We start from the raw sequence: 25517 nt of genomic DNA, 5'->3' as shown, positions 1-25517 counted from the left end.
GTTTCTTTACACTTAGAGAATGACGGTCTAGCGGTTGACATCAATGCTAGACAAGCGTATCGTTAAAAATAGAACACACGTTTGATTGGAGAGAACAACTTGGCAAAACAGACATTAACAGCCTATACAGATGATGATATTCAAGTACTTGAAGGTCTGGAAGCAGTACGTAAGAGACCCGGGATGTATATCGGATCTACGGACACACGAGGTCTTCACCATTTAGTCTATGAGATTGTCGACAATGCCGTAGATGAAAGTCTGGCAGGCTTTGGAACTCAAATCGACGTCACGATTCATGAAGACAACAGCATCAGCGTCCGTGACTATGGCCGCGGTATGCCAACAGGAACTCACAAGACTGGGAAGCCTACTGCTGAAGTCATTTTTACCGTATTGCACGCCGGAGGAAAGTTCGGACAAGGCGGATACAAGACTAGTGGCGGACTTCACGGGGTCGGTGCTTCTGTTGTGAATGCACTGTCCACTGAAGTAGAAGTAGAGATCCACCGAGACGGTAAGAAATTCTATCAAAAGTTTTCTCACGGTGGAAAAGTCGAAGTTGCCTTACACGAGACAGGGAAAACGAAAGAGACAGGGACACTTGTTCATTTCTTACCAGACCCAACAATCTTCTCTGTGACCAAATACAATTTTGAAACTCTAAGTGAGCGTCTCCGTGAGTCAGCTTTCTTATTAAAGGGACTGCGTATCACTTTAAAAGATGAAAGAACGGATACAACGGAAGTCTATCACTATGAGACAGGGATAGAAGCCTTCGTTGCTTATTTGAATGAAGAGAAAGACACCCTGCACAACGTCTTTTACATGGAAGGCACACAGTCAGATATCGAAGTCGAGTTCGCGTTCCAGTTCAACGATGGTTATTCAGAGACGATTCTATCTTTCGTCAACAACGTACGCACACGTGACGGCGGAACCCATGAGACAGGCGCCAAAGCCGCACTGACTCGCGTCTTCAACGACTATGCGCGCAAGACGGGTTTACTCAAAGAAAAAGATAAGAACTTAGACGGCTCTGACGTACGCGAAGGGATTGCGGCGATCATCTCCGTGCGTATCCCAGAAAACATGCTGCAGTTTGAAGGTCAAACAAAAGGAAAGCTTGGTACAAACGAAGCGCGAAGTGCGGTGGACACCGTCATTTCAGAAAAGCTTCAATACATTTTAGAAGAAAACGCCGATTTGACGGCTTCTTTGATTCGCAAAGCTATCCGTGCCCAACAAGCACGTGAAGCAGCGCGCAAGGCTCGTGAAGAAGCGAGAAGCGGCAAGAAGCGGAAGAAGAACGATACGCTTCTTTCTGGGAAGCTGACACCTGCTCAGTCTCGAAATGCGAAACGTAACGAACTGTACCTAGTAGAGGGTGACTCTGCTGGAGGTTCTGCCAAACAAGGTCGCGACCGTACGTTCCAAGCCATCCTGCCACTTCGCGGGAAGGTCATCAATACAGAAAAAGCAAAGCTCGTCGACATCATGAAAAACGAAGAGATCGCGACAATCATCCATGCTATTGGCGGGGGAGTCGGTGCTGATTTCAATGTAGAAGACATCGCGTATGACAAGATCGTCATCATGACCGATGCTGATACGGACGGTGCTCACATCCAAGTATTGCTTCTCACGTTCTTCTACCGCTATATGAAACCATTGATTGAAGCAGGAAAGGTCTATATCGCCTTACCACCTCTTTACAAAGTGTTCAAGGGAAGCGGCAAGAAAGAAGTCAGCACGTATGCATGGACTGAAAAGGAACTACAAGAATCGATTAAAAAAATCGGTAAAGGGTATGCTCTGCAGCGTTATAAAGGATTAGGTGAGATGAATGCGGATCAGCTCTGGGAGACGACGATGAACCCAGAGACGCGTACACTGATTCGTGTCACAATTGAAGACGGAGGACGGGCAGAGCGCCGTGTGACGACCTTGATGGGTGATAAGGTTGAACCACGACGTAAATGGATTGAGAGCCACGTCGACTTCAGTCTCGAAGAAGATGGCACGATACTAGAAAATGAACGTATTCATATGGAGAGTGAACTGTAATGTCCCAAATCGAACGTTTTCAAGATCTGCCACTCGAAGAGGTCATCGGCGACCGCTTCGGCAGATACAGTAAATATATTATTCAAGACCGCGCACTACCGGATGCACGAGATGGTTTGAAGCCAGTACAACGTCGTATCCTGTATGCGATGTATACTGAAGGCAACACAAATGACAAAGCGTTCCGGAAATCTGCGAAGACCGTCGGTAATGTAATCGGGAACTACCATCCACACGGAGACAGCTCAGTGTATGAAGCGATGGTACGGATGAGCCAGGACTGGAAGCTTCGAAACTTGCTTGTTGAGATGCACGGAAACAATGGTTCTGTTGACGGAGATCCACCAGCTGCAATGCGTTATACAGAAGCTCGTCTATCAGCGATTTCCTCAGAGTTGTTGAGAGACATCCAAAAAGAGACGGTTGAATTTATCCCAAACTTTGATGATTCCGACAGCGAACCAACTGTGTTACCTGCTCGTTTCCCGAATCTCCTTGTGAACGGGTCAACAGGTATCTCTGCTGGATACGCAACTGATATCCCGCCACATGCCTTGCACGAGGTCATTGATGCGTTATTCATGTACATGGAGAACTCTGCAGTTACTGTCGATGAACTGATGACAGTGATGAAGGGACCTGACTTCCCAACAGGGGGTATCATCCAAGGTGTCGACGGCATCAAGAAAGCTTATGAGACAGGTAAAGGGAAAATTATCGTACGCTCTAAAACAGAAATCGAGTCGATCAAAGGAAACAAGCAGCAAATCGTAATCACTGAGCTTCCTTATGAAGTCAACAAAGCGAATCTGATCAAACGCATGGACGAACAGCGTTCTGACAAGCGTTTAGATGGGATTGCGGATATTCGAGACGAATCTGACCGTACTGGCCTTCGTATCGTAGTTGAAATGAAAAAAGACGTAGATGCACACGGCATCTTGCAGTATCTACTGAAGAACACAGACCTTCAAGTGTCGTACAACTTCAATATGATCGCCATCTACAATCGTCGCCCAACGATGATGACCTTGCCACTACTTCTAGATGCGTACTTAGAGCATCAAAAAGAAGTCATTCGCAAGCGCTCTGATTTTGATTTGAAGCGTGCGAAAGCTCGTCTTCATATTGTGGAAGGTTTGATGAAGGCGTTATCCATTCTAGATGAAGTAATTGCGACAATCCGTGCTTCAAAAGACAAGCGAGACGCGAAAGAAAATTTGAAGGCGTCGTATGAGTTCACAGAAGAACAAGCTGAAGCCATCGTGTCACTTCAACTATACCGTTTAACAAATACGGATATTACGGCTCTTGAAGCAGAACATGCAGACCTTACAAAGCTTGTTGCACAATTACAAGGTATTCTAGGTGACGAGAAGAAGCTGATTCGCGTCATCAAGAAAGAACTTCAAGACGTCCGAAAAGCGTATGCAGAACCCCGTCGTTCTGTGATTGAAGATGCTATTGAAGAAATCAAATTGACACTCGATGTGTTGATTCCGAGTGAAGATGTGCGCCTAACGGTGACAAAAGAAGGCTATGTGAAGCGAACGTCACTTCGCTCGTATCAAGCATCTAACGGGAAAGACTTTGCGATGAAAGAGACAGATGAGTTACTGCTCGATATGACGAGCAACACACAGCATCACTTGCTACTGTTCACGAGTCTTGGAAACTACATCTATCAGCCGGTCCACGAGTTGCCGGAGATCCGCTGGAAAGACCTAGGCCAGCATATTTCTAGTATCGTGCAGCTAGATCCAAGCGAACAGATCATTCACGCTGCGGCCATCGAGTCGTTTGAATTAGACCATACTGTGGTTACGGTCTCTAGAGATGGTCAAGTGAAGCGGTCATTACTTGCTGAGTTCTACGTTCAGCGATACAACCGCACATTAAAAGCAATGAAATTAAAAAAAGGTGACGAAGTCGTATCCGTACACTTTGCAAATCCTTCAGATGATATTGCATTCTTCACTATGGGAGCCTATGCATTAACGTACTCTTTAGATGAGATCCCAATTACTGGTGTTAAGACAGCAGGGGTGAAGGGAATCAATCTAAAAGACGGGGACGCCGTAGTTGCTACAACGATGATTGCAAAAGACAGCCAAAACTTCTTTGTGGTCGTGACGCATAGAGGCGCTGTGAAGAAACTGGCTCGTAAAGAGTTGGAACCAAGTTCACGTGCAAAACGTGGAGTGGTAGTATTACGAGAATTAAAAACGAATGCGCATCGAATTGTCGATGTAAAGTACGTTCCAAATGATGCTGTATTGATTCCTCAAACAGCTAAAGGCGACAGTGAACCATTAATCGTTAAAGAACTAAAGTCTGTCGATCGCTATTCAAATGGCAGTTTCTTGGTGGATGTGGATGCTGTTGGAGCTATTCAAAGATTTAAAGTAAAAGATTTTTAAAACAGAATAAATCATACAAAAAACCAGGACCTAAAAATCCTGGTTTTTTCTCAAATATCTCATTATTTCAAGTATACTACTTTATGATACGTAACTTTAGATAATATATATTATGGAAACTAATTTATCTTAAACGAAAAGGAGACCTAAATCTGGGTCTCCTTCTTTTTCTATCTTTCCATAATCCATTCTATCATACTATAGCGATCTTGAGCTTCTGGATCCTTGTCTTCATGAGCCCACACCAGATAAACCATCCCCAGTGCTTTGATTGCATCTAGCAGTTTTATTTCTTCAAATCCATAGTCTTCAATCAACCACATAACTTTTTGAGCAAACTCATCCACAGAACGGTTCTTATTCAACAAAAATTGCACACAATCATAATATGAATGTCCAGCAACGCCTTTAGGATCAATAATCATATATCCTCGTGATTTGTCATATAAAATGTTCTCATGATGCAAATCTCCATGAAGATTCGTATCTTGCTGCAGTTCTTTCAGTCTAGAATTTGCAAGTTTTGCTTCAACTATCCAAGCTTCTGGTAGTTCAGAGATTTCAGCATCTAGCGTGCGAAACCATGTATCAATGCTAGGTAATGTTATTTCTATCGTTTCAGATGGAACTATATCATGTAGTCTCCTCCACTGCTCCACAAAAAATCGAACATTAGTTCTCGTATCGGGAAATTGAGCATTTAAAGTAGTTCCAGGCGAAATACTTTCCATAATATAGTAGCCTTCTTCAACATTTGAAACTAACAGTGCGGCTATGATAGTTTGATCAAACGCTTCAAGAGCCCTAACCTCATTTGTGAAGTCATATCCAGGTAAGCCAATCTTTACAACCACTTCTTGCCCCTCTTTTATAGCTCTTGCTACGTAATTGTAGGACAGATTAGAGAAAGGTTGAATCGAGTGGAGCCCGTGTTCACACTCCACTTTTCGGATCAGCTGGGGGAGCTTCTCAAGCCATCTCTCCCCTTGCTCACCAAATGCTGCGGCAATTTTTTCTTCAAAAGTCATAAAATCTAGCTCCAATCAAAAGGCGTCTGTTGATACACATAATAATTTAACCAATTAGAGAATAACAGATGGGTATGAGATCTCCATGTGTTTTGGGGAGTCTGCGATGGATCGTCATTAGGAAAATAGTTATCAGGCACCTGGCACTTTAACCCTTTTGCTACGTCTCGTTCGTACTCGTCACGGAGAGTAGTTGCATCATACTCTAAGTGGCCGGTAGCCATTATATGGCGCTGATCTTTCGACTGGATTAAGAAAACTCCAGCGTCTTCTGATAATGCAACTAGTTCGAGCTCTGGCTGCTTCAAAATCGCTTCGTAAGAGACAGTCGTATGTCTTGAATGAGGCGCAAGGAACGTATCGTTAAATCCTCGTACGAGAGCCAGATGTGGTGCTACTAATTGATGAGAAAAGACTCCTGAGCACTTTTCAGGTAATGCTTCCTTATCAATACCAAACTCTTGGTAAAGCACAGCTTGTGCCCCCCAGCAAATCGAAAGAGTCGATGTCACATGCGTCTTGGCCCAAAATAACAACGTTACAATCTCTGGCCAGTAGGCAACTTCCTCAAACGGCATCTGCTCTACAGGAGCTCCCGTTAGGATCATTCCATCGAAGCGACGGTCTTTGATGTCGTCAAACACTTTATAAAACTGATCCAAATGGCTGTTACTGACGTTTTTTGGCTGATAACTCGCCATCCGTAGGAAGGTGACATTGGTCTGAAGTGGTGTGTTCCCAAGCAGTCGTAGCAATTGATGTTCGGTTTTTTCTTTCTCAGGCATCAAATTGACGATCAACACTTCGAGAGGTCGGATATCTTGTGTGTGGGCACGTTCCGAATCCATCACAAAAATATTTTCCTCTCGCAATTTCTCGATTACAGGTAGTTCTTTCGGTAGATTGATAGGCATTCCAGTTCACTCCTTCAAAATAAAAACACTCTACCCATACAAGGGCAGAGTGTCGGTAATATTATCTTCCAAGTCAGCACTTGATGGAGGGAGCACCTTTCTGCACTGCAGAGGTTGCTGAAGCGTCACGGGGCCATGTCCCTCGGCTTCTCTTGATAATTGATATTTAATTTGGATGATGCTGTCATTTTAGCATTACGGGAAAGAAGTGACAAGCTATTCTTCAATATCGAAGATCAAATCGTCCTCATCTTGCACTTGGCTTCCATCTCCGAAGAACGCTGTTGTGATCAATGTCAGATGTGTCGCTTCTTCTCCTTCTTCAGGCATCCAGCGCTCATCTGGCATGATTTCAAAAGGAATCATACGCGTACCTTTAGAAGCCGCATTCCCCACAGGCTCGAAGGATTGTTTTGCAACAAGGTCACGTGTTTCTTTCTTACATACCTCTAGACGAATGTCTTCAAGATCTTCATCATTTTCTAGCCCTTCAATGTAGATGGTACCAGAGAGATTGATGCCGTGCTCGATATACGGATGGTCAACCACCGTATCAATTTTGATCATGCCTTTTTCAATATGTGATTCAAACGAATTCATAACTACTCCACCTTATTTGTTTTCGTACTATATTCATAGTGATTGTCCACAACCGGCTCATATCGATTATACCGCATTTTAAACAATCTGAAAAAGTGTGTAACAATTACTTTAACTATAGCATACCCTGGAATCCCAAGGATAACGCCAGGCACTCCAAATAAAGCACCGGCCGTAATTAAAACAAAGATGATTGTAATCGGATGAATATGCAATGTTCTGCCCATGATCTGAGGCGATATAAACTTTCCTTCAACTAACTGGACAACGGTCCATACTGCTGCAAGCTTCAGTAACATGAACGGGGATTGAATCAATGCGATGATGACAGCTGGTGTAATTGCAATAATTGGTCCGAGGTATGGCACCACACTCGTCACCATAGCAATTGCTCCTAGAAGTACGGCATAGGGCATCTGGATGATACTGAATCCAATGAACACCATGAACCCAATGGCAGCGGAGACCAATAATTGCCCCTGTATGTATGAGCTGATCTGCTTGTCGATGTCCGTGAACACTTGTGCCGTCTCGTCACGCATACGAGGAGGCAACATGCGTAAGATGTACTGTGGCAACTTCTCCCCGTCTTTTAGTAAGTAAAAAACGATAAACGGTACTGTGACAAGGGCTAAAATAAAACTGGTGATTGCACCAATAAAAGATGTGATTCCCGTAGCGATCCTAGTGAACGTATCTTGGAAAAACATCGCCAGTTGACTTGGTAGATCTTGAATCATCTCATTAAGGTCTGCTTCAATCGTATCGTAGTAGCCTGAAAACATCGATGTCTGCAGCCAAGCTGTAAAGTTGTTCACAAGCAGCGAAAAGTCATCAGGGAAGTTTTCGATAAAACGAATCGATTGTTCTTTTAAATAGGGAAATACGAGCAGTACAATCAGAGTGATCAGTCCTACGACTGCCAAGAACAGAATCAAGATACCCCAAATGCGCGGAACCTTTGCCCGTTCTAGTAAACGCAATACCGGACGCAATAAGTAATACACGATAGTTGCTAAGATGATGGGTAATACGACATTTCCTAAAAAGACGGTAAGTGGATTAAACACAAACGATACCAAATCGAAAATAAATATGGTCAATCCTATCAAGACAATTAGAAGTAAAGCAAAGATCGTATTCTTCCCGCCTAAAAATTGAATAAATCTTGTGTCAAAAAACCCTGGCTTTTTGTCTTCAAACATAGCTTTTCCCCCTACTTGAGAAACTCTGAAATCGCAGTCTGAGCTGCTTCCTTATTGATTTCGATTACACTTCCGGCATGACTGTAAGAGTTGTAGCTGTACTCCCCTTCGCGAGGAATGGTCAAGCGCTCGATTTCTGGCTTGCCCCCTGTAGCAGCGTCTAGTAGGAAGCCAAGCTTTTCTGTGCTGTCGATATCTGTTTGAATATACCCATTTAAAGCCCCTGCAAACTTAGGCAGCCGGTGCAGGTTTCTTGGTGAAGTCATTTCTTCTGACAAAGCTTCGATCACGACTTGTTGGCGTCTCACGCGTCCAAAGTCGCCTTCTTCGTCTTTACGAAACCTTGAATACCCCAAAAGCTCTTTTCCTGAAAGTTTATGAATACCTTGTTTCAATTCTACACCGATTTCCTCGGACATGTCTTTTTCTACATCGATTTCTACTCCGTTCGGAGCTAACACATCTACCATCGTCTCAAAGCTCGTAAAATCAATGAGTGCATAATGATGAATCGGGACACCAAACATCCCTTCTATCGTCTGTTTCGTTAGTTCCGCTCCGCCTAAATAGTAGGCTGTATTGAGTTTATAGGATTGGTATCCTGGAATTTCGGCATAAATGTCTCGCATGAGAGATACCAGTTTAACATCATTCGTCTCAGGATCCCAGGAAGCAATCATCATTGTATCGGTACGCGATTGTTCTTCCCCTCTGCTATCAACACCTAAAAGCAAGACATTCATTCGCCCTCCGTCATAAGCCGTACCAGAAAAATCTTCTGACTCTTGTTCTTCTGCTAATTGAGTACCTTGCCAATACGTAAATGCCGCATACCCGATGACGACAAGCACCAGCACTAAAAGAAGCTTCAGTACGCCTTTGAATGGAGATCTGCGTCTCCTACGACTCCGTCTCTCTGTTCGTAATTCTTCCATGGTCAACACCCTTTCTATAGATATCATAACGTATTGGAAGAACAAGTAGTTTCATAGTTTGCGCAGAAGTGATAGAATTTTTTCAGCACCACGAATCGGAGGAGATACAATGGAAAAAGCAATTTTTGCTGGTGGCTGTTTTTGGTGTATGGTAAAACCATTTGATAGCTATCCTGGCATTCATAAAGTGACATCTGGTTACATGGGTGGTCACGTCGACAACCCAACTTACGAACAGGTAAAAACTGGTACTACAGGTCATTTAGAAGTCGTAGAGATTGAATTTGATCCTACTTTGTTCCCGTATAGCCAACTACTTGAGATCTACTGGCAACAAATCGACCCTACTGACGATGAGGGCCAGTTCCAAGACCGAGGGGACCAATACCGTACAGCAATTTTCTATACAACGGAGGAACAGCAGCAACTTGCTGAAAAAGCAAAAGATGAATTAGCAGCTAGTGGCAAGTTCCAGAAACCTATTGTCACTCGTATCTTACCTGCTTCTACCTTTTATGAGGCAGAAGACTACCATCAAGACTTTTATAAAAAAGAACCGGACCACTATCAGCAAGATCGTGCACAGTCCGGTCGTGACGAGTTTATCGAAAAGAACTGGAAGTGACATTTCCCCATTTCATGGTATAATGAAATGATTGTGTTAACAGGAGGGTATTAACTAATGATTCAAGTAAGCGAAGTCAGTTTGCGATTTGGTGATCGTAAACTTTTTGAAGATGTCAATATTAAATTTACTGCAGGTAACTGTTACGGTTTGATCGGTGCCAATGGTGCTGGGAAATCTACATTTATTAAAATCCTATCAGGTGACCTAGAACCTCAAGAGGGCCATGTTTCTATGGGACCAGATGAGCGTCTAGCTGTCCTGAAGCAGAATCACTTTGAATATGAAGAGTTCCAGGTTCTTGAGACTGTCATGATGGGTCACAAACGTCTCTATGAGGTCATGAAAGAAAAGAACGCTATCTACATGAAAGAAGACTTCTCTGATGAAGACGGCATGCGCGCTGCAGAGCTTGAGGGCGAATTTGCTGACATGAACGGATGGGAAGCAGAATCAGAAGCAGCTATCTTGCTTCAAGGTCTTGGAATCACGGATGACATGCATTCTAAACTCATGAGCGAACTTAACGGTTCTGACAAAGTAAAAGTGTTGCTTGCTCAAGCCTTATTTGGCAAACCGGACGTCCTATTACTGGATGAGCCTACTAACCACTTGGACTTGAAAGCAATTCAGTGGCTAGAAGAGTTCTTGATCAACTTTGAAAACACAGTCATCGTCGTATCTCACGACCGTCACTTCTTAAACAAAGTATGTACACATATTGCTGACCTAGACTTCGGAAAGATTCAAGTCTACGTTGGGAACTATGATTTCTGGTACGAGTCTAGCCAATTAGCATTAAAGATGGCTCAAGACCAGAACAAGAAAAAAGAAGAGAAAATCAAAGAGCTTCAAGCATTCGTTGCGCGCTTTAGTGCCAACGCTTCGAAATCAAAGCAAGCAACGTCTCGTAAGAAAACTCTTGAGAAGATCGAGCTCGATGATATCCGTCCATCTTCTCGTAAGTATCCGTATGTCAACTTCTCAATGAAACGTGAGATCGGAAACGACGTTCTTCAAGTTCAAGGCTTAGGCTATGAGCAAGAAGGCCAAACGTTATTAAAAGATGTTCACTTTATGTTAAACAAAGACGATAAAGTGGTATTACTTGGTGATGAACTTGCTAAGTCTGCACTACTTCGTATCTTGGCTGAAGAAGAAGAACCGACTTCAGGATCCGTTCGTTGGGGTGTAACGACAACACGCGCTTACTTCCCTATCGATAATGCACGCTACTTCGAAGGCAGTGAGACTTCACTAGTTGATTGGTTGCGTCAATACTCTCCAGACGATGAGTCTGAGACGTTCCTACGCGGTTTCCTTGGACGTATGTTGTTCTCTGGAGAAGAAGTAAAGAAAAAGCCATCTGTCCTGTCAGGTGGAGAAAAAGTGCGTTGTATGTTGTCGAAGATGATGTTATCAGAATCGAATGTATTGCTCTTTGATGAGCCTACGAACCACTTAGACCTAGAATCTATTCAAGCCCTGAACAACGGATTGATTGCCTTCAAAGGCGCTATGATGTTTACGTCTCATGACCATCAGTTCATTCAGACGATTGCTAACCGTGTCATTGAGATTCAACCAGATGGAACCATCTTAGATAAGCAATTAACGTATGATGAGTACCTCGAGTGGAAAGAGCAACAATTTGTAACGAAATAACCATTAAAAAACACATCCCGAGGGATGTGTTTTTTTACATAGGACTGCGTTTCATAAATTGACCGATTAACGATTTTGTCGGGAGCTTCCCTAAGATGGACTCCCCGCTTGCTGATAGACGTTTCAGCGTCCCGAGTAGATTGTCATCTCCAGCCCAGTGGTCTTCTAACACTTCTGGTGATAGGCGGTTTACTAACATATTTAAGACGAATGTAGCAATCACCAAATCATCAACAAATCCGCCTGGACCTGCGAGTAGTTCTGGCATAAAATCGACAGGTGCAACAAAATAAGCAATTCCAGCACCTAGTAGAGCCTTGCTTTTAAAATCGATTCTTGGATCCGTTAATGATTTGATCATCAGATGAAAAATATCTGGCGCGAATAGAAGATAGGACGACACCTTGGTAATTCCTTTTTTTTGAAAGTAGGACGTGATAGACTTACGTAAACGCTCATAAAAATCAAGCTGTTGTTGATAATCCGTTGTTTGCATATTCATTCCTCCCTTATCAACAGTATACCAATTTTATAGAGTCTTGAAACTTCTCACCTCTACCACCCGTCTAACTTTTAAAAGGAGGCATCAGAACTATGAAAAAGATGTCGATACTGCTCTTGCTACTACTCGCTGCCTGTTCGCAACAAGCTATTGATGACCCGTCCCCTCAACCAGAACCGACTCCAACTGAAGAGCAGCCATCTACTGAAGAACCGACAGAAACCACTGAAACAGCAATCGAACTGCATGACTACTTCATGCCTAATCAATCGACCGCATCGTTTTTAGGTGAAGGAAATGAGTATGCTACCTACACACTCAGTACACAGCACTTATATGAAAATTATATTGGTACGTTAGAAGACAATGGCGGGACTGTCATGCAGCGTATCTACCGAGTGGAAGAAGCACGTATCGTCAAAATCTTTGAACAGGCAGAAGCCTACGATGCGGATTTTCCAGCACTTAGTGAACTCGAATCGATGCCAGAACTAGAAATCTATTTGGCGCTTCCTTTTGAGGTGGGTCATGAGTTCAATGGATGGACCATTACAGAAACCGAGGCCACACTAGAAACACCGTATCAGAATTTTTCAGATGTTCTAGTCATGGAACAAGAAGGATCTGATGGCAGTCTGACACAAAAGTACTTTGCCAAAGGATTCGGTGAAGTGAAACGTGTATTTCAAATGCCAGGCGGTGAAGGAGAACAATTTGAAGTCACTTCCACCTTACAATCTGTTGAATAAAGAAAAAGCATGACCGCAGATGGTCATGCTTTTTGTATCTTATAGTTTTGTTACGTTAGCTGCTTGTGGTCCACGGTTGCCTTCTACTACTTCAAACTCTACTGCTTGACCTTCATCAAGAGATTTGAATCCGTCACCGTTGATTGCTGAGAAGTGCACGAATACATCGTTTTCTCCTTCAACTTCGATGAAGCCGAATCCTTTTTCTGCATTGAACCATTTTACTGTACCTTGTTTCATATGAACAACCTCCAAATAAATAATCAATACGTGAAAACCAAAAAATTCACATATCCGATGAAGTACCGATGAGTTCACATCGATCACTACATAGGATATGTGAATTGCGTTACGGTTTTCACTATACATTGTTAGTTAAATTATATCAGTTCCAGTTTCTTCGTCAACCGCTATTATCTGATTACATCCATTATTCTGCTAGTTCCGTAAAAATAAACAAGCCGTGATAAAGCTGCAAGTCTTCTTCGCAGTCTTCACAGTAACAGACTTCTTTTCCATCCCAAAATGCATGATAGCCGTTTTTCTCACGAGAAAATTTGTAGATATCTTGAAATTCTTGGACTTTATGTACAAGATGCTGCTTTGCTTCCTTCTCGGATGGGAAGGACCAGCTGTCTACAATGTGTTGCTGCCAGCCTTCAAACAAATACCACGGCTCATAATCAGCCTTCATATAGATCACACGATACATGTGTGTCCCTCCTTCCTTCTCCCATTATGCTAAAACAAACAGGTGCTGTCGACTAAAGTGCTTGCAATTCTTGCTCTAGAAACTGATACTTACGTTAAGAATGAAACTTTTCGGTCCTGAAAACGTATGTAAAAGTAGTGAAACGAGGTGCAGCTATGAATTCAAAATATACAGCAATTCGACATGTGCTCAATATTCCCATCGCGGGGTCGTCTCTATTGTTGTTACTAGTCCCGTTTGATGCAGGGCTCACCCTAAGTGCCTTTGTAGCTGCGGGTACGTATGCAGCTTCCAATTACTCTATTAAAGGTGTGCAGAAGTACCATGTCGTCAAAAAACATGGGCTTACTTGGTCTGAACTTCAGCATATTTCGAAACAAGTTGGAGAAGCTCAAGAAAAGATGCACGAGCTCAATCAATACTATACCAAAGTTCGGTCATTCCGTTCCATCAAACAATTGATTGAGATGAACCGGGCAGCAAAACGCATTGTCCAGCTTGTCAAAGAGGATCCTAAGCGCTTCTATTTAGTAGAGGCTTTCTTCTACTCACACCTAGATAGTGCATTAGAAATCACAAAAAAATATGCGTTACTTGTTAGACAGCCAAGCAAGGATGCTTCCACAAAACTCGCACTTTTAGATGCTCGTGAAATGATGGATGACATCAACGAGCTTCTTCAACAAGACGTAAACGATGTTGTCAAACAAGATATCAACCGACTCCAGTTGGAGTTGGATTACGCGAAACAATTGACCACTTCCCGTCTACCGGAACCGAAAGGAGATCAGCCAAATGAACGCTGAACAAACGAACCAAACAGACTATTTGCTAGATGAACTGTTGATGGAACCAGTTTCAAAAGCAGAGACTCCTGCAACGCAACAAGTAAAGTTACTAGATCGCCTTACAGAAGAAGAACAAACAAAAGCCAAACAATTAGCTACCCAGATCCCTGTTGGAGATTATGAATCTATTTTGACATACGGAGCTACTGCTCAAAATGAACTGACCAAGTTCTCTCATCAGATGCTTGACCATGTTCAGAAGAAAGACATCGGTCCAGTCGGCGACATTTTAAGTGATTTAATGAAAAAGTTAAATGAAATCAATCCGGAAGATCTGAATCAAAAAGAGAAAAAGGGAATCCGTAAACTGTTCTCTAAAGTGAACCGCTCTCTTCAAGAAGTGATGTCCCGTTATCAAAAATTGAGTACTCAAGTAGACCGGATCGGCATTCAGTTGGAGCACTCTAAACGAGGCTTAGTTGAAGATGTGCGCATGCTTGATAAGCTCTACGATCAAAACAAGAACTACTTTAAAGCCTTGAATATTTATATCGCAGCAGCAGAACTAAAACGAGACGAGATTGTCTCTACGACAATTCCTGCATTGAGACAAAAAGCAGAGCAATCCAACGATCAGATGGCGTTCCAGGAAGTCCATGACATGACCCAATTTGTTGATCGTCTAGAAAAACGTATCTATGATTTGCAGTTGTCTCGTCAAATCACAATCCAAAGTGCGCCTCAAATCCGAATGATCCAACAGACGAACCAGACACTAGCTGAGAAGATTCAATCTTCTATTATGACATCTATCCCTCTATGGAAAAATCAGATAGCTATTGCTCTTACACTAAACCGTCAGCAGAAAGCCGTGTCGGCTCAGCGTCAGGTAACTGCTACGACTAATGAGCTACTGCTAAAGAACTCAGAGATGCTAAAAGTGAACAGTATCGAAACGGCTAAAGAGAATGAGCGTGGCATTGTTGAAATCGATACGTTGAAGAAGACGCAAGAAAACTTACTCAGCACTATCGAAGAAACGCTCCAAATTCAAGCTGATGGCCGCATGAAACGAAAAGCTGCGGAACTTGAGATTGCCCGTATGGAAGAAGAATTGAAAAATCGTCTCTTACAAATTCAAGAACGTAGCGAAAACCGTATGTAGGACAAAGACCCCAAAATCATTTGATTTCGGGGTCTTTCCTATAGTCGCATCAAAGCATGTTGGAGCATTCGTTTGAGAAGACGGTGTGCTTCTGAAGTAAACTGATCTAATGAATCCGTTGCAGCCGTGCGCTTTCCATAGATTACAGAGAAAAGGTGCTGTTGTTCTTCCGTTACCTTAGTGTCAGACAGATACAAATGAAGAAAACCTATGCCTTTCTTCTCAAGCCACTGAACAGCGTCTGCCGTATCAAGAATTCCTTTTTCCCGGTATTCAAAAGCAGATGGCTCACCATCTGAGAAATAAAGAAGGAACTTCTGAGATTCAGGGCGTGCAAGTAACGAGTGCCCAGCTTTGCGAAGTGCATAGCCATCTCGGTTGTCTTCATGTGCTTCCATTGAATAAATAGACGGAGCGGCATCTGTCGTATGATCGTATTCATGCATCACTTCAAAATAGTTTGGTTGGTAGCTCTCTGTAGCATCATACGCGTCTTCATAGTGCTGTACGATCCGATGCGGGATTCTGAGCTTGCGCAATACATCATGCACGTAGAGGACAGCTTCTTTCGTTTCTTCTAGCTTATCCTGCATCGAAGCGGACCCGTCTACTAGCAAGTAAAAAACTGCATCAAGTTCTCTACTATCTTGTCCTTTCCGGTAAAAGATTCGTGGTCTTTCTTCAAGCCAAAGAGGCAAGAGATTCTTCTGCAGTCTCCCTTTGCTTAAATTTCTCTGCACATCAATTTCTTTTTTGGCCATTTCTTTTTCAAACAAAGTTACCAGTTGTTTAACGTATGGAGACTGCAGTAATCGGGTTTTAGCAACAGCAGTAAAATTGGTCGTTTCTTGAACCTCAATTAACCGTTCCTTCGCGACCACAGTGTCATGAATTCGCGGAAACAGACTAGCAGTCAGTTGATCCTGGTCATAGTCTTCAGACGACTGAGCAGAAGAATTTCCTAGTCCAATAGAAGTCGGCTCATGGTCCTCGCGCCCTTCTTCTACTGCACCATCTGGATCTGCTAGGTCACTATCTCGACCATGTTCAATCTCAAATCTTAGATGCAGGCCTTTCTCCTGTTCACTTTCTTGGTGCCACATCTGCATCATCTCTTCTACCGACTCTTTTGACTCTTCCGTACCTTTTAACTCCTTTTTAAGACCCCGGTGGTACGTAAAGTTTTCAAATTCAGACCCTCGCAGCACCAGATGCTGAAAATGCGTCAGTTGAGCATCTTGAGACAAAATATCTTCCATTCGAAACAAGATTCCCCAGACAGTATCTACAGTATCTTCTGTTGAAGACAACGTGCGCCACTGATTCAAAAAAGGAACGAGTTCGCTAAATTCTCCGATATCTTGGACATGTAAGGTCCCCTCATAGAACGCGACAGCGATAAAATAAAGCAATGCATCAGAAGTAAATCCACGTTTTTGTAAAGTCGAGAGCTGTTGTTTGTAATACGGAACTGCCGCTTGATGGCGAAGCTGAAACCATTTCGCAGTGCCTTTTCTCGTTTTCGTAATTTGCTGTGTAAAGCGTATCTCTTCTAATAAAAAGACGAGTTGTCTTGCTAGTTGCTCGAATTGGTGTCCTTGTAACTCATCAAGAAACTCTTCATATACTCTCAGATTAAACTCTTTATAGAATCCTAATGTGAGAAGCAGTACATCCGTCACTCGACCCGCATGTTGAATTGCAGGCGTTCGATGTCGCCAAAACACGCTGATGGCAACGAGATGGTCGGCAGGGTTGAGTTCTAGCAGTTGGCGTTCGGATAGCGTAAATTCAGATGAGCGCATCCATGCTTGTGCCACACGCTCAAAATGCAACAGTTCTCCTGCCTCGACGACTTCATTATTGAACTTAATGAAGCGTTCCATTACGCATCCAACCACGAGGTGATGATTTCATGGACAAGCATCTTTTCTTGTAAGTCCGCCATTTTTTCAAGTAAGCCGTATTGATAAGCGCGTTCAAGAGGCATGTAAAAGGACAGCTCGATCACATCAAAAAGAGAACGAATAGAAGCAGATTCGTCCGCTACGCGACCTTGTTCAGCTAGTTCTCTTAGCTCGTTAGTAATAGCAAGCACCGTATCGAGATTAGAGTTTTTTAGCTCCGGGAATTGGCTTTCCACTAACTCTTTTAGATCGTCTCCTTGAATATAAGGAATAGAAAAAGATACAAAACGATCTTTCAACGCCTCGTTGAGAGGAGCTGTTCCCATATATCCTTCATTAATGGCAGCAAGAACCCCAAAATGAGGATGTGCTTTAATGACCTCTCCTGTGAACGGATTTGTCAGCATCTTCCGATAATCGAGAATTCCGTGTAGAATCGGTAATGTTTCAGCTTTAGCCATATTGATCTCGTCGATATACAAAAGATGACCTTTCTTCATGGCTTCGACGACAGGACCTTCCACAAATTCGATAGCCGTCTGACCATCACGTTGAATAATAGTTTTAAATCCTAGAAGCGCTTCTGCATCGAGATCGACAGAAGTATTGATACTTTGCATCGGTTGCCCAAAATAGTGACTGATGGTTTCCGCAAGCTTGGTCTTCCCTGCCCCTGCCGGTCCTTTAAGTAAGACAGGTTTTCCTAAAGCTATGGCAATTTGAATATCTTGTAAAAGGTGTGCATTCGGACTTCTATACCCACCATCTCGAATGAGCGATTTGTCATCTAAGTAGTCTCTGGTAGAACGTTCGTTTCGTTCTTTTTCTAAAAGATTCATAGTCTTCTCCCTTTCGACAGAAAAAACCGATGGAACCCCATCGGTCATTCGAAGTACTCTTTATAATACCCACCAATTTTGCCTGTGTTGTCGACAACAAACACAAACTCGTCTGTTTCGTTCTTCACTTCATACTCTTTCCCAGCGGTTAAGACATTGCTAACAAGAAACTTTTCAGCATTTGTATGCTTGCATATTACTGTGCGAAGTGTTGGCTTTTCTGCCCAATTTTCATGAATCATAAGAACCCTCCTGTAGTGGAAAAGAGATCCTGCGTAGTGCAGGACCTCTTGTATAAATTATGAGTTAAGTAGAAGATCCTCTGGGTTTTCAAGCAACTCTTTAACAGTTTTCAAGAATCCTACAGAGTCTTTTCCATCAATAACACGGTGATCGTAAGATAGAGCGATATACATCATCGGACGAATCTCGACATTGTCTCCAACAGCGATTGGACGTTTTTGGATTGTGTGCATGCCAAGAATCCCTACTTGTGTACCGTTCAAGATTGGAGTAGACATCAATGAGCCGAATACACCACCGTTTGTGATTGTAAATGAACCACCTGACATATCGCCAAGTGTTAATTTGTTGTCGCGAGCTTTTGCAGCTAGTTCTCCAATGTTCGCTTCGATTTCTGCGAAGTTTTTACGGTCCGCGTCACGTACGATTGGCACAACTAGTCCACCTTCAGTAGATACCGCAATACCAATATCGTAGAAGTTGTTTTTCACGATGTAGTCTCCATCGATTTGAGAGTTTACGTATGGATACTTTTTAAGAGCTGCTACAACTGCTTTAGTAAAGAAGGACATGAATCCAAGACGTACATCGTTTTGCTCGAAGAATTGATCTTTCTTGCGTGAACGAAGTGCCATCACGTTTGTCATATCGATCTCGTTGAATGTAGTCAACATGGCTGTATTTTGTTTTACTTCTAGTAGACGGCTAGCAATCGTCTGACGACGACGCGTCATCTTCTCACGAGTTGTGCGGCCATCGTCTTCTTTAGCAGCAGTTTGTGCTTGTGGTGCAGCTGCCGGTTTTTGACCGTGAGCTGCTACGTCTTGAACGCGCACGCGACCCATAGGATCCACTGGAGAAATCTCGCTCAAGTTGATTCCTTTTTCACGAGCTAATTTGCGAGCTGCAGGTGATGCGATTGTACGATCACCAGACTCCTCGTGCTTTACTTCTTCTTTAACTGCTTCTTTAGCAGGCTCTTCTTTTTGTTCAGGAGCTTTTTCTTCTGTTTTCGCTGGCGCTTCCTCTTTTGGAGCAGCAGCTGAACCTTCACCAGCACCTACACGAGCGATGACTTGACCAACTTGAACTGTATCTCCTTCAGCAGCTAGAAGTTCTTGAACAACTCCCGCTTCTTCTGAGATGACTTCTACGTTTACTTTATCTGTTTCAAGTTCAACGATGAACTCACCTTTTTCAACTGTATCACCTGGTTGTTTTAACCACTGTGCAATGGTACCTTCTGTAATGGATTCTGCTAATTCTGGAACGATAATATCTGCCACGATTGTTTCCTCCTTGGACGATTTAGTTGTTTGCTACTGCTTCTTCAATGATACGTGCTTGTTCGACCTTGTACGCTTCTCCGTCACCCTCTGCAGGACTTGAACGGTGTGTACGTCCTGAATAAGAGATATCTAGGCCTTTGCCTAGCTCTAACAAGTATGGAAGGGCAAAGTGCCATGAACCCTGGTTTTGAGGTTCTTCTTGAGCCCATACCAGTTTTTTAACGTTTGGATAACGAGCAATGATGTCCGCAATTTTCTCCTGAGGGAATGGATACAACTGCTCTACGCGAACGATGTGCAGGTGATCATATCCTTCACCAGAGTCAATCTTATCTGCTAAATCAATTGCAAGCTTTCCACTCGCAAACACGATCTTTGTAACGCTGTCCGCGTTTTTACCCAAGTTTGGTTCTTCAATCACTGTTTCGAATTTGCCTGATGTCAATTCTGCTACATCCGCTCCCACTTTAGGATGACGTAACAAGGACTTAGGAGATACGATAATCAGTGGACGAATCGCTTCGTTTTCTAGCATAGCCGCTTGGCGACGCAAGATATGGAAGTAGTTCGCAGCACTTGAGAGGTTCGCAACCGTCCAGTTGTTTTCAGCTGCAAGCTGTAAATAACGCTCAACGCGGGCACTTGTATGCTCAGGTCCTTGTCCTTCAGCAGCGTGCGGAAGTAACATAACTAAACCTGATTTTAGACCCCATTTAGCACGTGCTGCACTGATAAAGTTATCAAACATCACTTGTGCCATATTAGCAAAGTCACCATACTGAGCTTCCCAAATCGTCAATGTATTTGGATCCTCTAAGTTGTAACCAAATTCATAACCTAGGATAGCTGCTTCTGTCAGTGGACTGTTGTGCACGACGAAAGATGAGCTAGAACCAGAGATATGATGAATTGGCATCAATTCTTTACCATTTGTTTCATCATGCAGTACAAGGTGACGGTGTGAGAACGTCCCTCGCTCCGCATCTTGTCCTGTTAGACGAATGGATTGCCCGTCTTGCAGAATTGTAGAGAATGCTAATGTCTCAGCATGACCCCAATCAATTTTCCCTTTGCCATTGAAAGGTTCTTCACGACGTTTTAGGATGCGAGCAAGCTTTTTAAAAGGAGTAAAGTCTTCTGGCCAAGTCAACAACTCTTCATTGATTTTGCGCAGACGGTCTTCTTCTACACCAGATTCGTGTTCTGGCATGCCATTTAACACAGCTTCTGGGATAACGATGTCATGCGCTTTCGACTCAGGAAGCTCTTTCACACGGTCATAAGCTGCTTGCATTTCTGCAAATGTATCTTCATCTAATTTCTTCACTTCATCTTCACTTACTAGTGATTCAGAAGATAAGTTCTTTCCATAGAGTTCACGTACAGTTGGATGTTTGTGAACCAATTTATACATCTCTGGATTCGTTACCATCGGCTCGTCCATTTCATTGTGGCCATAGCGACGGTATCCGATCAAATCGATCACGATATCTTTATTGAATTTTTGTCGGTACGCAAACGCAAGTTTAGCCACACGAATGACTTCTTCTGGCTCATCGGCATTTACGTGAACAACTGGCACTTCGTACCCTTTTGCTGGATCACTTGAATAAAGCGTTGAACGTGAATCGTAATGTTCTGTCGTAAAGCCGATCATATTGTTTGCAATGATATGGATGGATCCTCCAGTTTGGTAACCTGGAACACGGCTGTAGTTCAAGACTTCTGTAACCACACCTTGTCCTGGGAATGCAGCATCTCCGTGTACAAGAACTGCAAATGCAGTGGATGGATCTTGTTTCGGTAGGCCTGCTTCATCTGTCGTTTCTTGAGCAGCACGAACTTGTCCAGTAACTACTGGACTAACTACTTCTAGGTGTGATGGGTTGTAGGCAAGCTTTACTTTCAAACCTGAGGGTGAATTGTATGTCGCACCGTTGTGGTACTTCACATCTCCGTACCAACCTTTAGAGAACTCTAAAGAGCCATCTTTAGGAATGAACGCATCATTTGGAACATGTGCAAAATCAGCGAACATCATTTCATACGGCTTCTTCAAGATATGAGTCAGCACGTTCAAACGGCCACGGTGAGCCATCCCGATGTTCATTTGTTTCACTTGTTCTTTATTAGACTGTTCGACTAAAGCATCAAACAACACAACAAGAGTATCCAAACCTTCGATAGAGAAACGTTTAGCTCCAACAAATGTACGGTGAATGAATTTTTCAAACCCCTCTACATGAGTTAAACGAGCAAGGAGCTCCTTTTTCTCATCCGCTGATAATGTCTGAGGTTTTGTGCTTTCAATTTGAGACTGCAACCATTCTCGCTCATTGCGAGTAATAACATGAGCAAACTCATAAGCTACTTTGTTTGTGTAAACAGACTTTAGATGTTCGATTGCTTGTGCTCCATTTTGAACGGTAGCCGGTGGGTTTTGAACAAGCAAAGACACAGGTACCTTTTCTAGGTCCTGTTTTGTTAATCCGTAAAACTCTAATGAGATACGTTCTGTTTTCTTTTCACGATCATTTAGCGGGTAAATATCTGCTGCTTCATGACCATGTGTACGAATCGCATCCGCAAGTTGAATCGCTTTCAACACAACATCCATTAACGAGTCGTCTACTTGTACAGCTTCTGATTTTGAAGTCGTAGAACCAACTGGCGCACCGTATTGTTCAAACAACGCGGCAAGGTCAGAATCTACGTTTTCTGGTGTTTCCAAAAATAATTCATATTGCTCCATCACATACCCTAAGTTCGGACCCGAGAATGCGGACCAGGGTGTAGTTGTTTTCGACATGAGAAAACCTCCAACTGTAGTTCCTATCAATAGTATATATATTCATAGTATCATTGATGACCCCTTTATGAAAGCGAGGGGGCATGAACAATTTTTCCATTTCAATCTTACTACTCTTAGGAAAAATTACAATGCTTTTTGTGAAAAATCTCACGAAAAAACGCTCGTATAAAACGAGCGTTCAACTGAATGGTAGTTCACTTGGTTTTAATTGGAAATTGAAGTGTGAATTCACTTCCTCTTCCAAGTACACTTGTTACAGAAATTTTTCCCTCAGCACGTTCCAACACTTGCTTTACAAATGTTAGACCTAGACCAGTTCCACCCGCTGATTTGGACCGCGTAGCATCAACCGTATAGAACGGCTCAAAAATTCTCTCTAATTCACTCGCATCCATACCGATTCCTTGATCTTGAATTCGCAAAATATACTTGTTGTCGGTCACTTTGCCTGTGATAGATATGATAGGAACTTCTGATGAGTAGCGAATCGCATTCGTAAGTAAATTCGTGATTACTTGTTCAAGAAGGACTGGTGAGATGGAAAGGACGGCAGGTTCAATAGAAGAAGTTATCATTGCCGCCTCATGATGATCTTGTCGCTCTATTGCTGCTTCAACGACTTGTTTAACCTCTGCAAAGTGGTTCGAATCTTCTTCTTGTTTCGCGAGAGCAAGTAATGCTTCTATCATTTGTCTCATACGCATCGTCTCTTGCTGTAAGATGGTCACAGTCTCTTCCACTAGTTGCGGATCTGTCTTCCCCCACCGCTGCAACATGGCAAGATTTCCTTCCATTGCTTGAATGGGGCTACGCAGTTCATGGGAGACGTTTCCTATAAAACGCTCCTGCATGGCATAGACTTTATGAATACGGCTCACCATTTGTTGGTATTCCTCTGCTAGTTGGCCAATCTCATCCGTACCTGTATAAGACAAGGCTGGTACTACTTGATTGTCAAGTGCATGTTGTTTCATTGCATATTTGAGTTCTTCTAATGGACGGACGAGTAAAGATGACAAGAAATATCCTGCTATCCCGGATACGATGACAAACAGAACTCCAAATAACACTAGAGACCATCTTAAATAAGTGATCATGGAGCTATAACTTTCTAATGAATGGGACATGGCGATATAAAGAGAGCCGTTGCCGATTTGAAATTCCGTAGCTTTATATAAAAAATCTTTTCCGTCCTCTTCCATCCTCTGAAATGAATTGACTTCTCCAGTAAAGATGGGATACGGAGAACTTGGGTTGATTTGTAGAATCTCCACACCGTCTTCATTTAGTAGTCTCGCACTTTGATTGCGACTCAGAAATTGATTTAATAACCCTGTATTGCGTTCAAAGTCTTGAAAGCTAAGTGCAGGACCCCTTGTAGTCATGTAACTTTCTAGTTCTGTAAAAGAAATGGTTGCTGCTGCCCTTTCATTGGCAAGTAGCCATTGACTAAGAGCAGTCGCTAGTACAAGTGACAGCAAAATGTACGTCACAATCATGGCAGTGGCTGTCCATATCGACCAACGGACTCGTAATGAATTAGGCTTCCACTTCATACATATATCCAATCCCTCTTACAGTCTGCAGGGCTTCACTAATGTTTTGCGGGAGTTTTTTACGGAGATGACGCACATAGACATCGACAACATTCGTCTCCGCTTCCGCATCAAATCCCCATACATGTTCTATGATCTGTGACCGAGTCAACGCGCGATTTGGGTGATTCACAAAATAAAGCAACAAATCAAATTCCGTCTTGGTCAATTCGATTTCATTTCCTTCTGCTACGACTTTACGGGCTTTTTCGTCTATGAAAAAGGTTTCATTAGTAGGAGAACTTGTCGTCTCAACTCTACGAAGAATGGCACGTATTCTAGCAAGTAGTTCTTCAATCGCAAATGGTTTTACGATGTAATCATCCGCACCCGCTTCAAGACCTGAAACTCTGTCCATAACAGCGTCTCGAGCCGTTACTAGTAATATAGGTATCGTCGAGGTCTTACGAATCCGTCTAGTCAGTTCCATCCCGTTGAGTCCGGGTACCATAACATCCAACAAGACGACATCGTATTTATTATTTCGGAATAATTCGTACCCATCTCGACCATCTAGCTTATGATCCACTGTAAAGCCTTCATGCTCCAGTTCTAGCTTTACGAACCTTGCAATATTCGGCTCATCTTCAACAAATAATATGCGTGCCACAGTCGCTCACCTGCCTTCTTTAATTACGTATTTGGTCTAGCTTAATCGTACGAATTTAGGTACTAGGATTCAAGTTTTTATGTTCACGTATTTTTCACTTTTCAATTCGAAAAAAATAATGTATATTTTTCTAGCAACATAAAATTCTATAGTTTGATAGGGAAGGCAAATGGTGCGCCACCACGCGATTGGTTCTAGTAGGTTCGATTCCTACCCCGAAATTTTTTATGCAGCACAAAATGAAAAATTTCAGGAACCGGTATACCGGTTTGGGAGGAAGATTGAATTGCTAAAACGACGCGATTTACAAGACTGCCACGCTCTATATGAGCTCATGTCCGACCCGTCAGTGATGAAGTTTGTTCGCCATAAAGCCGCTTCTGCGGAAGAGTATCTCTTTAGCACAAAAGCACTTATGGAAGAAGAAGACCAAGGTACGGTCATCTCACGCACTATTCTGAGTGACTTTGGCCAACCTATAGGTACGATCAACTTGTTTGACGTACAACAAAATGCTGGATTCTTAGGCACTTGGATCGGCACGCCTTTCCAGGGTCTTGGCTACAACTCTAAAGCAAAAGAGCAGTTCCTTAGCGAATTGTTTTTCGAATTAGAGATTGAAAAAGTATTCATGCGTATCCGCAAATCAAATGAAAAGAGTCTTCGTGCCGCTGCGAAGTTACCGTATGCAGTCGAAGCAAATGACTTATATTCTGCGCTCTACCAAGAGATCAACCGTGAACAAGAAGTCTATGACCTCTATTGTATCTCAAAAGATATGTTCATGTTCTATATGCTGCAACAACAGAATCAAGAAGAACAAGCAATGTAAAAAGGCTGCTCATCC

23 protein-coding genes and 1 riboswitch are annotated in these 25517 nt (G+C 42.8%); of the genes, 8 read left to right on the top strand and 15 right to left on the bottom strand.

Going from position 1 to position 25517, the window contains the following annotated elements; translation table 11 throughout:
* The first annotated feature begins 99 nt into the window (after positions 1-99).
* Positions 100-2067, top strand: coding sequence for a DNA topoisomerase IV subunit B (gene parE / locus CF394_RS04200; protein ID WP_094941978.1), 1968 nt, complete (start codon positions 100-102; stop codon positions 2065-2067).
* On the top strand, positions 2067-4487 hold the full coding sequence (parC, locus tag CF394_RS04195) for a DNA topoisomerase IV subunit A (RefSeq protein WP_094941977.1): 2421 nt from the start codon (positions 2067-2069) through the stop codon (positions 4485-4487). The genes parE and parC overlap by 1 nt, the downstream gene beginning before the upstream one ends.
* Before the next feature lie 170 nt (positions 4488-4657).
* Here parC and CF394_RS04190 read toward each other — a convergent pair whose 3' ends face one another.
* The 5 genes from CF394_RS04190 to CF394_RS04170 all read right to left on the bottom strand — a co-directional run bounded on the left by CF394_RS04190 (position 4658) and on the right by CF394_RS04170 (position 9169).
* Positions 4658-5515, bottom strand: a complete 858-nt coding sequence (locus CF394_RS04190; RefSeq protein ID WP_094941976.1) for an aminoglycoside phosphotransferase family protein — start codon at positions 5513-5515, stop codon at positions 4658-4660.
* Between the two features lie 5 nt (positions 5516-5520).
* The gene (metA, locus tag CF394_RS04185; protein ID WP_094941975.1) at positions 5521-6429 is read right to left on the bottom strand and encodes a homoserine O-acetyltransferase MetA; all 909 of its coding nucleotides are present in this window, start codon (positions 6427-6429) and stop codon (positions 5521-5523) included.
* Positions 6430-6487: 58 nt separating this feature from the next.
* Positions 6488-6591: riboswitch (SAM riboswitch) on the bottom strand.
* 54 nt (positions 6592-6645) lie between these two features.
* The gene (locus tag CF394_RS04180; RefSeq protein ID WP_094941974.1) at positions 6646-7029 is read right to left on the bottom strand and encodes a sporulation protein; all 384 of its coding nucleotides are present in this window, start codon (positions 7027-7029) and stop codon (positions 6646-6648) included.
* Positions 7030-7031: 2 nt separating this feature from the next.
* Entirely contained in the window at positions 7032-8234 is a 1203-nt protein-coding gene (locus CF394_RS04175; protein ID WP_094941973.1) for an AI-2E family transporter, read from the bottom strand.
* Positions 8235-8245: 11 nt separating this feature from the next.
* A complete protein-coding gene (locus CF394_RS04170) occupies positions 8246-9169 on the bottom strand; it encodes an LCP family protein (RefSeq protein ID WP_094941972.1) in 924 nt (307 codons plus the stop codon).
* Between the two features lie 109 nt (positions 9170-9278).
* On the opposite strand from CF394_RS04170, the gene msrA reads away from it, so the two are divergent.
* Both msrA and CF394_RS04160 read left to right on the top strand, forming a co-directional pair.
* Positions 9279-9794, top strand: coding sequence for a peptide-methionine (S)-S-oxide reductase MsrA (msrA, locus tag CF394_RS04165; protein WP_094941971.1), 516 nt, complete (start codon positions 9279-9281; stop codon positions 9792-9794).
* 57 nt (positions 9795-9851) lie between these two features.
* On the top strand, positions 9852-11459 hold the full coding sequence (locus CF394_RS04160; RefSeq protein WP_094941970.1) for an ABC-F family ATP-binding cassette domain-containing protein: 1608 nt from the start codon (positions 9852-9854) through the stop codon (positions 11457-11459).
* A gap of 34 nt (positions 11460-11493) precedes the next feature.
* Here the strand turns inward: CF394_RS04160 and CF394_RS04155 are convergent, their stop codons facing one another.
* Entirely contained in the window at positions 11494-11955 is a 462-nt protein-coding gene (locus tag CF394_RS04155; protein WP_243370667.1) for a YkvA family protein, read from the bottom strand.
* A 98-nt stretch (positions 11956-12053) separates the two neighbouring features.
* On the opposite strand from CF394_RS04155, the gene CF394_RS04150 reads away from it, so the two are divergent.
* Entirely contained in the window at positions 12054-12710 is a 657-nt protein-coding gene (locus CF394_RS04150) for a hypothetical protein (RefSeq protein ID WP_094941968.1), read from the top strand.
* 39 nt (positions 12711-12749) lie between these two features.
* Here CF394_RS04150 and CF394_RS04145 read toward each other — a convergent pair whose 3' ends face one another.
* Positions 12750-12950 carry a cold-shock protein gene (locus CF394_RS04145; protein ID WP_094941967.1) on the bottom strand — a complete coding sequence of 67 codons (201 nt, stop codon included), beginning with the start codon at positions 12948-12950 and terminating at the stop codon, positions 12750-12752.
* Between the two features lie 190 nt (positions 12951-13140).
* Positions 13141-13422, bottom strand: coding sequence for a DUF1033 family protein (locus CF394_RS04140; RefSeq protein WP_094941966.1), 282 nt, complete (start codon positions 13420-13422; stop codon positions 13141-13143).
* Positions 13423-13577: 155 nt separating this feature from the next.
* Between CF394_RS04140 and CF394_RS04135 the strand changes: the two genes are divergently transcribed.
* Both CF394_RS04135 and CF394_RS04130 read left to right on the top strand, forming a co-directional pair.
* Entirely contained in the window at positions 13578-14228 is a 651-nt protein-coding gene (locus tag CF394_RS04135; protein WP_094941965.1) for a 5-bromo-4-chloroindolyl phosphate hydrolysis family protein, read from the top strand.
* Positions 14218-15375 (top strand): toxic anion resistance protein, encoded by a 1158-nt coding sequence (locus CF394_RS04130; protein WP_094941964.1) that lies wholly within the window; start codon positions 14218-14220, stop codon positions 15373-15375. Before CF394_RS04135 ends, CF394_RS04130 begins: the two co-directional genes overlap by 11 nt.
* 38 nt (positions 15376-15413) lie before the next feature.
* Here CF394_RS04130 and CF394_RS04125 read toward each other — a convergent pair whose 3' ends face one another.
* The 7 genes from CF394_RS04125 to CF394_RS04095 form a co-directional block, all read right to left on the bottom strand.
* The gene (locus tag CF394_RS04125) at positions 15414-17261 is read right to left on the bottom strand and encodes a vWA domain-containing protein (protein WP_094941963.1); all 1848 of its coding nucleotides are present in this window, start codon (positions 17259-17261) and stop codon (positions 15414-15416) included.
* Complete coding sequence (locus CF394_RS04120; RefSeq protein WP_094942110.1) at positions 17261-18121, bottom strand: ATP-binding protein; 861 nt, start codon at positions 18119-18121, stop codon at positions 17261-17263. Before CF394_RS04120 ends, CF394_RS04125 begins: the two co-directional genes overlap by 1 nt.
* A 44-nt stretch (positions 18122-18165) precedes the next feature.
* Positions 18166-18363 carry a DUF6501 family protein gene (locus tag CF394_RS04115; protein ID WP_094941962.1) on the bottom strand — a complete coding sequence of 66 codons (198 nt, stop codon included), beginning with the start codon at positions 18361-18363 and terminating at the stop codon, positions 18166-18168.
* Positions 18364-18420: 57 nt separating this feature from the next.
* Positions 18421-19650: a 2-oxoglutarate dehydrogenase complex dihydrolipoyllysine-residue succinyltransferase gene (gene odhB / locus CF394_RS04110; protein ID WP_094941961.1), complete on the bottom strand. Its 1230-nt coding sequence runs from the start codon at positions 19648-19650 to the stop codon at positions 18421-18423.
* 22 nt (positions 19651-19672) lie between these two features.
* Complete coding sequence (locus CF394_RS04105; RefSeq protein ID WP_094941960.1) at positions 19673-22462, bottom strand: 2-oxoglutarate dehydrogenase E1 component; 2790 nt, start codon at positions 22460-22462, stop codon at positions 19673-19675.
* 197 nt (positions 22463-22659) lie between these two features.
* Complete coding sequence (locus tag CF394_RS04100; RefSeq protein WP_094941959.1) at positions 22660-24021, bottom strand: sensor histidine kinase; 1362 nt, start codon at positions 24019-24021, stop codon at positions 22660-22662.
* A complete protein-coding gene (locus tag CF394_RS04095; RefSeq protein WP_094941958.1) occupies positions 24005-24670 on the bottom strand; it encodes a response regulator transcription factor in 666 nt (221 codons plus the stop codon). The genes CF394_RS04100 and CF394_RS04095 overlap by 17 nt, the downstream gene beginning before the upstream one ends.
* A gap of 286 nt (positions 24671-24956) precedes the next feature.
* Here CF394_RS04095 and CF394_RS04090 point away from each other — a divergent pair, with 286 nt between their 5' ends.
* A complete protein-coding gene (locus CF394_RS04090) occupies positions 24957-25502 on the top strand; it encodes a GNAT family N-acetyltransferase (RefSeq protein WP_094942109.1) in 546 nt (181 codons plus the stop codon).
* Positions 25503-25517 lie beyond the last annotated feature (15 nt).

This window comes from Tetzosporium hominis (genome assembly GCF_002265435.1).
In the GTDB taxonomy this organism is placed as follows: Bacteria; Bacillota; Bacilli; order Bacillales_A; family Planococcaceae; genus Chryseomicrobium; species Chryseomicrobium hominis.
Note: the sequence above shows the minus strand (reverse complement) of the source record. Positions and strands in the feature narration are given on the sequence as shown.

What these genes read in the sequence shown, in the direction of transcription:
- parC (WP_094941977.1), top strand. Translation starts at nt 2,067, where the DNA reads ATGTCCCAAATCGAACGTTTTCAAGATCTGCCACTCGAAGAGGTCATC.
- CF394_RS04190 (WP_094941976.1), bottom strand. Translation starts at nt 5,515, where the DNA reads ATGACTTTTGAAGAAAAAATTGCCGCAGCATTTGGTGAGCAAGGGGAG.
- metA (WP_094941975.1), bottom strand. Translation starts at nt 6,429, where the DNA reads ATGCCTATCAATCTACCGAAAGAACTACCTGTAATCGAGAAATTGCGA.
- CF394_RS04180 (WP_094941974.1), bottom strand. Translation starts at nt 7,029, where the DNA reads ATGAATTCGTTTGAATCACATATTGAAAAAGGCATGATCAAAATTGAT.
- CF394_RS04175 (WP_094941973.1), bottom strand. Translation starts at nt 8,234, where the DNA reads ATGTTTGAAGACAAAAAGCCAGGGTTTTTTGACACAAGATTTATTCAA.
- CF394_RS04170 (WP_094941972.1), bottom strand. Translation starts at nt 9,169, where the DNA reads ATGGAAGAATTACGAACAGAGAGACGGAGTCGTAGGAGACGCAGATCT.
- msrA (WP_094941971.1), top strand. Translation starts at nt 9,279, where the DNA reads ATGGAAAAAGCAATTTTTGCTGGTGGCTGTTTTTGGTGTATGGTAAAA.
- CF394_RS04160 (WP_094941970.1), top strand. Translation starts at nt 9,852, where the DNA reads ATGATTCAAGTAAGCGAAGTCAGTTTGCGATTTGGTGATCGTAAACTT.
- CF394_RS04155 (WP_243370667.1), bottom strand. Translation starts at nt 11,955, where the DNA reads ATGCAAACAACGGATTATCAACAACAGCTTGATTTTTATGAGCGTTTA.
- CF394_RS04150 (WP_094941968.1), top strand. Translation starts at nt 12,054, where the DNA reads ATGAAAAAGATGTCGATACTGCTCTTGCTACTACTCGCTGCCTGTTCG.
- CF394_RS04145 (WP_094941967.1), bottom strand. Translation starts at nt 12,950, where the DNA reads ATGAAACAAGGTACAGTAAAATGGTTCAATGCAGAAAAAGGATTCGGC.
- CF394_RS04140 (WP_094941966.1), bottom strand. Translation starts at nt 13,422, where the DNA reads ATGTATCGTGTGATCTATATGAAGGCTGATTATGAGCCGTGGTATTTG.
- CF394_RS04135 (WP_094941965.1), top strand. Translation starts at nt 13,578, where the DNA reads ATGAATTCAAAATATACAGCAATTCGACATGTGCTCAATATTCCCATC.
- CF394_RS04130 (WP_094941964.1), top strand. Translation starts at nt 14,218, where the DNA reads ATGAACGCTGAACAAACGAACCAAACAGACTATTTGCTAGATGAACTG.
- CF394_RS04125 (WP_094941963.1), bottom strand. Translation starts at nt 17,261, where the DNA reads ATGGAACGCTTCATTAAGTTCAATAATGAAGTCGTCGAGGCAGGAGAA.
- CF394_RS04120 (WP_094942110.1), bottom strand. Translation starts at nt 18,121, where the DNA reads ATGAATCTTTTAGAAAAAGAACGAAACGAACGTTCTACCAGAGACTAC.
- CF394_RS04115 (WP_094941962.1), bottom strand. Translation starts at nt 18,363, where the DNA reads ATGATTCATGAAAATTGGGCAGAAAAGCCAACACTTCGCACAGTAATA.
- CF394_RS04105 (WP_094941960.1), bottom strand. Translation starts at nt 22,462, where the DNA reads ATGTCGAAAACAACTACACCCTGGTCCGCATTCTCGGGTCCGAACTTA.
- CF394_RS04100 (WP_094941959.1), bottom strand. Translation starts at nt 24,021, where the DNA reads ATGAAGTGGAAGCCTAATTCATTACGAGTCCGTTGGTCGATATGGACA.